This is a genomic window from Streptomyces sp. NPDC048106 (assembly GCF_040706415.1).
Classification (GTDB): Bacteria; Actinomycetota; Actinomycetes; order Streptomycetales; family Streptomycetaceae; genus Streptomyces.
On sequence record NZ_JBEZND010000091.1, the window covers coordinates 1 to 7766 of the forward strand.

Genomic DNA, 7766 nt, shown 5'->3' on the forward strand with positions numbered 1-7766 from the left:
TGACGTTGATCGCCGGGAACAGCAGGACCCCGTCACGCTGCATCTCGTACAGCCGGTGCACACCCGTCGTGGTCTCCTCCGTGACACCACGGATCTCGGAGGCCAGCTGGGTCCACTTCTGGGGGTTCTCGCCCAGGGTGCGGTGCAGCAGCTGGAGGATGACGCGGTGCTCGTCGGACTCGGCGGTCTCCAGGCCGGGGACCTTGCCGTCCTTCTCGTACTCGACGCCCTTGTGGACGAGGAGGGTGGCGTCGCCGCCGTCGTCCAGGATCATGTTCGGGCCGCCGGTGGGGCTGTCCGGCCAGGTCAGCGCCTGCTCGGTGCACCACCAGTACTCGTCCAGGGTCTCGCCCTTCCAGGCGAAGACCGGGACGCCCTGCGGGTTGTCCGGCGTGCCGTTCGGACCGACGGCGATGGCGGCGGCCGCGTGGTCCTGGGTGGAGAAGATGTTGCAGGAGGCCCAGCGGACCCGGGCGCCCAGGGCGACCAGGGTCTCGATCAGCACGGCCGTCTGCACGGTCATGTGCAGGGAACCGGTGACGCGGGCGCCGGCGAGCGGCTGCGTCTCGGCGTACTCCTTGCGGATCGCCATCAGGCCGGGCATCTCGTGCTCGGCGAGGGTGATCTCCTTGCGGCCGAACTCGGCCAGCGAGAGATCGGCGACCTTGAAGTCCTGTCGGTTGTCGACAGTCGTCATTGCGAGCTGCTCCTCGGATTCGGGTCGAGGGTGGATACGGCTGGTCTGCGCGGCGGCGGACATACGGGTCCCCGAGAAGAGGACACTGGCATGCCCACGTACGCGCAGCGCAGTCCGTCGGAGGCCCTCTCTCCCTCGGCCGGTCCGTGGTGGGACCGCCCGACCGCCATCAGCAGCGACGTCTGGCTCCGTCCCAAGCTACACCGGACCGCCCGGTCGCCCACAGTCCGCGTCCGCATGGTTCAAGCCGTTCGCCGGTCGGCCACGCGGTCCGGGGCGGGGCGGGCGGTGCCGATTCAGTGGCCGCCGGCGTGCGGGTTCGGGCCGCCGGGGGTCGCCGCCGGGTCCGGGCCCTTGGCGGCTTCGGCCTCGCTGTAGATGTCGGGTTCGAGGTAGATCACGCGGGCGATCGGGACGGCGGTGCGGATGCGGTCCTCGGCGGCGTCGATGGCGGCGGCGATCTCGGCGGCGGTGTCGTCGTGCCGCACCGCGATCTTGGCGGCGATCAGCAGTTCCTCGGGGCCGAGGTGGAGCGTGCGCATGTGGATGATGCGGGTGACCGACTCGCCGTCGACCGTCGCCTTCTCGATCTTCTTGATCACGTCGAGGCCGGCCGCCTCGCCCAGCAGCAGCGACTTGGTCTCGGCCGCCAGGACCAGGGCGATGCAGACGAGGAGGACACCGATGCAGACGGTGCCGACGCCGTCCCAGACGCCGTCGTCGGTGAGCAGGGAGAGGCCGACGCCGCCGAGGGCGAGGACGAGACCGATGAGCGCCCCGAAGTCCTCCAGCAGGACGACGGGCAGCTCGGGGGCCTTGGCGCGGCGGATGAACTGCGACCAGGACAGTGTGCCGCGCAGTTCCTCGGACTCCTTGATCGCGGTGCGGAAGGAGAAGCCCTCGGCGGCGATCGCGAAGACGAGGACGGCCACCGGCCAGTACCAGTTCTCCAGGGCGTGCGGGTGGGAGATCTTCTCGTAGCCCTCGTAGATGGCGAACATGCCGCCGACGGAGAAGAGGACGATCGAGACGAGGAAGGCGTAGATGTACCGCTCGCGGCCGTAGCCGAAGGGGTGCTGGGGGGTGGCCTCGCGCTGGGCCTTCTTGCCGCCGACGAGCAGCAGGAACTGGTTGCCGGAGTCGGCGAGCGAGTGGACGCCCTCGGCGAGCATCGAGGAGGAGCCGCTGAAGGCGAACGCCACGAACTTCGATGCCGCGATCGCGAGGTTGGCGCCGAGTGCCGCCACGATCGCCTTGGTACCGCCTGACGCGCTCATGTGTCCGCGTTGTCCCTTCGGTCTCTGCTCATCCCTGCGGCTTTGCCCGGCCTTTGCCGGTGGGTCATTCTTGCAGCCCGGCCGGGCCCGGCGCGTCGGGTATCCAGGGCCCTGGTTCTACGAACCGTCAAACGCGGACGGTGGCCCGGAAGACCGTACCCGCGCCCGAGATCCCGGCCTTCTCGCCGGCCGGGACGAACACCGAATGCCCCGGGCCCAGTTGGTGCTCGCCCGCGCGGACGGAACCGGCCGTGCACAGCAGGATCTGCGGGGTGTTCCGGGTGAGGTCGTGGGCGGTGCCGCCCGCGGCCAGGACGTACCGGGAGAGTTGGAACTCGTCGATCGGCGTCTCGTAGACCTCCTCGCCGTCCGGGGCGGCCTCGGGCCGCAGCACGCCGGGGTCGCCCGCCTCGAAGCGGACGACGCGCAGGAGTTCGGGCACGTCGACGTGTTTGGGGGTCAGACCGCAGCGAAGGACGTTGTCGGAGTTGGCCATGATCTCGACGCCCATACCGCTGAGGTAGGCGTGTGGGACGCCGGCGCCGAGGAAGAGGGCCTCGCCTGGTTGCAGCCGGACGTGGTTGAGCAGCATGGCCGCGAGGACGCCGGGGTCGCCCGGGTAGTGGTGGGCGAGTTCGGCGTACGGGGCGTGGTCGCCGCCCAGGCGGACGCAGGCGGCGCCGGCCTCGGCGACCGTACGGGCCATCTCGTCGGGGTCCGCGGTGAGGATCGCGGTGAGGACCTCGCGCAGGGCCGCGTCCCCGGGCCGGGCGCCCAGGAGATCGACGTACGGCTTGAGGGAGTCGACGCCCAGCCCGGCGAGCAGGTCGGCGGCGCCGGCCGGGTCGCGGAAGCCGCACAGGCCGTCGAACTCGGTCAGGGCGCAGATCAGTTCGGGCTTGTGGTTGGGGTCCTTGTAGTCGCGCTGCGGGGCGTCGATCGGGACGCCTCGGCGCTCCTCGTCGTCGTAACCCGCTCTGGCCTGTTCCAGGTTGGGATGCACCTGGAGGGAGAGGGGCGCGCCGGCGGCGAGGATCTTCAGCAGGAAGGGCAGGCGCGGGCCGAACCTGGCCACCGCCTCCTTGCCCAGTTCGCGCTCCGGGTCCGCGTCGATCACTTCGGCGAGCGTGCCGCGCGCGGTGCGCGACGGGGCGCCCGGGTGGGCGCCCATCCACAGCTCGGCCTGGGGTTCGCCGGTCGGCTCGACGCCGAGCAGGTGCGGGATGGCGGTGGGGGAACCCCAGGCGTAGGGGCGGACGGTGTTGTCGAGGCGGTCCATGTTTCTTCTCTGTCTTCCGTGCGTGCGCTGCTCGGCCGGCGGCCCGGCGCCCGGCGCGGTGCCGGTGTCGGGGCCGGGCAGGGCGGGGGCCGGGGCCGGTGCGGACCGGCCCGCAGCCAGATCAGGCCCCGGAAGCGAGCGCCAGGTAAACGGCGGCGAAATCGGTGACGGCGATCAGTTCCGCGAGGGTCTCCAGTTCGCCGCCCTCCTCGGGTTCGAGTTCGCTGATCGGCGTGTCGTGGCTGAGGGCCAGGTCGCGGGCGGCGGGGGCGGCGGTGAGGCCGCCGCTCGGACGGTCGCGCAGCAGGACCACGCGCGCGTGCAGCGCGGGCGGCTCCTCCACGCGGTCGCGGAAGAAGTCGTCCGGGTCGGCGCTGGCCGCGAGGGGCCCGGCCAGCAGGGCGCCGTGCGCGGCGAGCGCCTCGGGAAGTTCCGCGACGACGGCGGGGCGGCCCGCGAGTTCGGCGAGGGCGGCGGCGAAGCGGCGGCCGGCGGGGCCCGCGGAGGCGCCCTCGGTCCACACCACGGGGAGCGCGTCGGCGAGTTCGGCGGCGATGGTCTTGGCAGAGTTGCTGTAGGCCACGATGGCGGGACCGCAGCGTTCGGCGACGTGGTCGAGGCGGTCGGCGACCTTCTCCAGGGCCTCGGGCGGCGCGGTGAGCAGGCCGATCCGGTCCAGGAGGGCGAGCAACGGGGTCAGCAGGGCCCAGAAGACGCCCGGGGAGGAGGCGGCGAGCGGCTCGTCGTGGTCGTACGGTGACGTCGCCATCGGGACGAACAGTCCGTGCGTGCCGCCGGCGGCCTCGGCGAGGGGGGTGCCCACCGGGGCGACGGCGACGACCGTGACGCCGCGGCGGTAGGCCTGGTCGGCGAGGAGGGACAGGCTCGGCTCGGTGCCGTCCGGAGTGGTGATCAGGAGGAGGTCGACGGAGCCGGCCCAGCCGGGGAGTTCCCAGCGCAGGGCGCCCGCGGCGGGGGCGACGCCGGCCGGGGCGAGGCGGACCACGGGGCTGCCGGGCCCCGCCAGCGTGCCGAGGAGGTCGGCGGTGTGGGTGGCGGCGGCGCCGGGTCCCGCGATCAGCACGGCGCGGGGGCGGCCGTCGGGTTTGAGGTCGCCGACGCCGGCCTCGGCGGCGTGCCGGGCGGCGGTACGGACGCGGGCGCCGGCCTCGGCGGCACCGCGCAGCAGGCCCCGGCGGTCGGCCTCGGCGAGGCCCTCCGGGTTGTCCAGCAGCGATTCGTCCAGCATGGGCGGCAGCCTCCGATCGCCGGGGGTGGCTACGACGTCTACGACGCTACGGGGTGCGTGGGGGTACGACGCTACGACGGGCGGGACCGCGTCACTCGGGGCGGCGGGCCTCGTCCACGAGGAGGACCGGGATGCCGTCGCGGACCGGGTAGGCGAGACCGCAGTCCTGGCCGGTGCAGATCAGCTCGGCGCCCTGCTCCTTGAGCGGGGCGTGGCAGGCCGGGCAGGCGAGGATCTCCAGGAGGCCGGCTTCGAGCGGCATGGGGTGTCCCTTCGAGGGCGGGGTTTCTCGGACCGCTGGTCAGCGTACCGCTGCCGGGCGGATGGGGGCGGGGCGCCAGGGGCGCCCCGTGGGAGGGCCGGCCGGTGGGAGGGCAGGGTCTCAGGCCCTGATGATCGCCAGGGCCTCGTCGCGGATCTTCGCCATCGTGGCCTCGTCCTTCGCCTCGGCGTTCAGGCGGAGGAGGGGTTCCGTGTTGGAGGGGCGCACGTTGAACCACCAGTCGGGGGCGGAGACGGTGAGGCCGTCGAGGTCGTCCACGGTGACGTCGGCGCGGCCCTCGTAGGCGGCGCGGATCGCGGCGAGGCGGGCGGACTGGTCGGCGACGGTGGAGTTGATCTCGCCGGAGCCCGGATAGCGGTCGTACTGGGCGACCAGCGCGGACAGCGGGCCCTGCTGGCCGCCGAGGGCGGCGAGGACGTGCAGGGCGGCCAGCATGCCGGTGTCGGCGTTCCAGAAGTCCTTGAAGTAGTAGTGCGCGGAGTGCTCGCCGCCGAAGATCGCGCCGGTGCGGGCCATCTCGGCCTTGATGAAGGAGTGGCCGACGCGGGTGCGGACCGGGGTGCCGCCGTTCTCGCGGACGACCTCGGGGACCGTGCGGGAAGTGATCAGGTTGTGGATGACCGGGCCCGCACCGCCGTGGCGCGCCAGCTCGCGCGCGGCGACCAGGGCGGTGATCGCGGACGGGGAGACGGGGTCGCCGTTCTCGTCCACGACGAAGCAGCGGTCGGCGTCGCCGTCGAAGGCGAGGCCCAGGTCCGCGCCCTCCGCCGGGACCCGCTTCTGCAGGTCCACGAGGTTGGCCGGGTCGAGCGGGTTGGCCTCGTGGTTCGGGAAGGTGCCGTCCAGTTCGAAGTACATCGGCACGAGGGTCAGGGGCAGGCCGGCGAAGACCGTGGGCACGGTGTGGCCGCCCATGCCGTTGCCCGCGTCGACCACGACCTTCAGGGGGCGGATCGCGGTCAGGTCGACCAGCGAGCGCAGGTGCGTCGCGTAGTCCCGCAACGTCTCGCGGGAGGCGAGGGTTCCCGGCTCGGCGGCCGGTTCGGGGGCGCCCGACTCCAGCCACTTCTCGACCAGTTCGCGGAGCTGGGCGAGGCCGGTGTCCTGGCCGACCGGGGCGGCGCCGGCGCGGCACATCTTGATGCCGTTGTACTGGGCCGGGTTGTGCGAGGCGGTGAACATGGCGCCGGGCAGGTCCAGCGCTCCCGAGGCGTAGTAGAGCTGGTCCGTGGAGCACAGGCCGATCTCGGTCACGTCCACGCCGCGGTCCGCCGCGCCGCGTGCGAAGGCGCGGGACAGGCCGGGGGACGAGGGCCGCATGTCGTGGCCGACGACGATCGCCGACGCGCCTGTCACCTCCGCGAAGGCGGCGCCGAAGAGCCCGGCCAGTGTTTCGTCCCACTGGTCCGGGACCACTCCGCGTACGTCGTACGCCTTCACGATCTGCGACAGATCAGCAGTCACGGCCAAGCCTCCTGAGGTTCTCTGAGCCCCCACAAACTACCCGTCCGCGGTAAGCGGACGGTGTGCGGACACCGGGAGGGCGCGCGGTTGTCACCGGGAGGAGTGGCGGGGCGGCCGGCTCTGCGGACACACCTGCGGGTGACCGTCCGTCACGCGCCTTACGGAGGTGCGTCAGTTGTCCGGGGAGCGCAGGACCCGCAGATGGCCGCGGCGGGCCACCTCCATGGGGTCCACGGTGCGGGCGCCGCCGCCGGCCTCGGCCGCGCGCTCCTGGGGACGGGCGGCCTCGCGCACGGCGTTGGCGAGCGCCTCCAGGTCGTCGCCGCTGGGGCGGGCGGGGGCGGAGCCGTCGAGCAGGCGGACGACCTCCCAGCCACGCGGGGCGGTGAGGCGCTCGGAGTGCTCGGCGCACAGGTCGTAGCAGTGGGGTTCGGCGTAGGTGGCGAGCGGGCCGAGGACCGCGGTCGAGTCGGCGTAGACGTACGTCAGCGTCGCGACGGCGGGTCGGCCGCAGGCGGTGCGCGAACAGCGACGTACAGGGCTCACGAGGTTGGACGGTACCGCACTCTTGAGCGGGCCGCGACGACTCTCCACCAGGTCACTCCGCCGTGTCGCGCTGTGAGACGCCCCACACACCTCTCCGCACAGCCCCTGCTGACCTGCGGGGTGGTGGCCCGCGGGGCGCTCGGGCGGGACCGGTTCCGGTCATGAGTCGGTACAAATACGGTCAATCACCTTGCGCTCCGAGGATGTGCGGGGTTCGTGGACGATTGCCGAAACGAGCCGCAGGTTGGCTGGAACGGTCGTCCCGTGACAGGACGTCGCGGGTGGCCGGTTGGCGCGTACGGCCGGGCGGGCGGGACGGTCGGGGACTACGCTTCACCAGTGATGGACAACCCTGTACCGCCCCGAGCCGCAGGCCCCGGGCCCCGTCGCCGCGATCGTCACGGACGGGGCATGCGGGGGCCGATCGCGCCGCCGCAGGTGCCGTTGGCGGCGAGCCGTGCGGAGGTGTTCGCGGATCTCGTGCAGGACTCCGTGGAGCGGCTTGAGCGGCGGTGGCCGCAGCTCGCCGAGGTGGAGTTCCTGGTTCTCGAGGTGCCTCGCCTGGAGGGGCATGAGCCGGCCGCCCTGTGGGGGGACGAGGCGGTGCCGCTCGGGGGGATCATGCCGGCGCGGGAGGGGCGGCGGGCGCGCGTGGTGGTGTACCGGCGGCCGGTGGAGATCCGGTCGAAGGGGCGGGACGAGCGGGCGGCGCTCGTGCACGAGGTGGTCGTGGAGCAGGTCGCGGAGTTGCTGGGGCTGACGCCGGAGACGGTGGATCCGCGGTACGGGGAGGACTAGGTGTTCTGTCCGGGGAGGTTGTGGACGGGTGAGCCAGGTCTCGGCTGAGGGATCTTGAACGGGTGAGGGCCCTTCCGATTCGGTGTGGATTGCGACGTCTACACCAACCAGAAAGGCCCTCGTGGTCCACCGTAATGCACCCCTGACCGAGACCGGTCGCCTGCGTCTGGCCC

General features: G+C 72.8%; 8 protein-coding genes. 1 reads left to right on the forward strand and 7 read right to left on the reverse strand.

The annotated features are described in order from the left end of the window. The 7 genes from AB0927_RS40570 to AB0927_RS40600 all read right to left on the reverse strand — a co-directional run. On the reverse strand, positions 1-697 hold a 697-nt coding region (locus AB0927_RS40570; RefSeq protein ID WP_366672891.1), incomplete at its 3' end, for an adenosylhomocysteinase. Positions 698-993: 296 nt separating this feature from the next. After that, positions 994-1974 (reverse strand): cation diffusion facilitator family transporter, encoded by a 981-nt coding sequence (locus tag AB0927_RS40575; RefSeq protein WP_366672892.1) that lies wholly within the window; start codon positions 1972-1974, stop codon positions 994-996. A 127-nt stretch (positions 1975-2101) separates the two neighbouring features. Continuing rightward, entirely contained in the window at positions 2102-3253 is a 1152-nt protein-coding gene (gene manA / locus AB0927_RS40580) for a mannose-6-phosphate isomerase, class I (RefSeq protein ID WP_366672893.1), read from the reverse strand. Between the two features lie 121 nt (positions 3254-3374). Further along, entirely contained in the window at positions 3375-4502 is a 1128-nt protein-coding gene (locus tag AB0927_RS40585; protein WP_366672894.1) for an SIS domain-containing protein, read from the reverse strand. A gap of 91 nt (positions 4503-4593) precedes the next feature. Next, positions 4594-4764 carry a Trm112 family protein gene (locus AB0927_RS40590; protein ID WP_366672895.1) on the reverse strand — a complete coding sequence of 57 codons (171 nt, stop codon included), beginning with the start codon at positions 4762-4764 and terminating at the stop codon, positions 4594-4596. 120 nt (positions 4765-4884) lie between these two features. Continuing rightward, a complete protein-coding gene (locus AB0927_RS40595) occupies positions 4885-6249 on the reverse strand; it encodes a phosphomannomutase/phosphoglucomutase (RefSeq protein ID WP_366672896.1) in 1365 nt (454 codons plus the stop codon). Positions 6250-6420: 171 nt separating this feature from the next. Beyond that, on the reverse strand, positions 6421-6843 hold the full coding sequence (locus tag AB0927_RS40600; protein ID WP_366672898.1) for a DUF3499 domain-containing protein: 423 nt from the start codon (positions 6841-6843) through the stop codon (positions 6421-6423). A gap of 294 nt (positions 6844-7137) precedes the next feature. Here AB0927_RS40600 and AB0927_RS40605 point away from each other — a divergent pair, with 294 nt between their 5' ends. Further along, a complete protein-coding gene (locus AB0927_RS40605; RefSeq protein ID WP_366672899.1) occupies positions 7138-7593 on the forward strand; it encodes a metallopeptidase family protein in 456 nt (151 codons plus the stop codon). The last annotated feature ends 173 nt before the right edge of the window (positions 7594-7766 follow it).

Coding starts and splice junctions, on each gene's coding strand:
- AB0927_RS40575 (WP_366672892.1), bottom strand. CDS start 1,974: ATGAGCGCGTCAGGCGGTACCAAGGCGATCGTGGCGGCACTCGGCGCC.
- manA (WP_366672893.1), bottom strand. CDS start 3,253: ATGGACCGCCTCGACAACACCGTCCGCCCCTACGCCTGGGGTTCCCCC.
- AB0927_RS40585 (WP_366672894.1), bottom strand. CDS start 4,502: ATGCTGGACGAATCGCTGCTGGACAACCCGGAGGGCCTCGCCGAGGCC.
- AB0927_RS40590 (WP_366672895.1), bottom strand. CDS start 4,764: ATGCCGCTCGAAGCCGGCCTCCTGGAGATCCTCGCCTGCCCGGCCTGC.
- AB0927_RS40605 (WP_366672899.1), top strand. CDS start 7,138: ATGGACAACCCTGTACCGCCCCGAGCCGCAGGCCCCGGGCCCCGTCGC.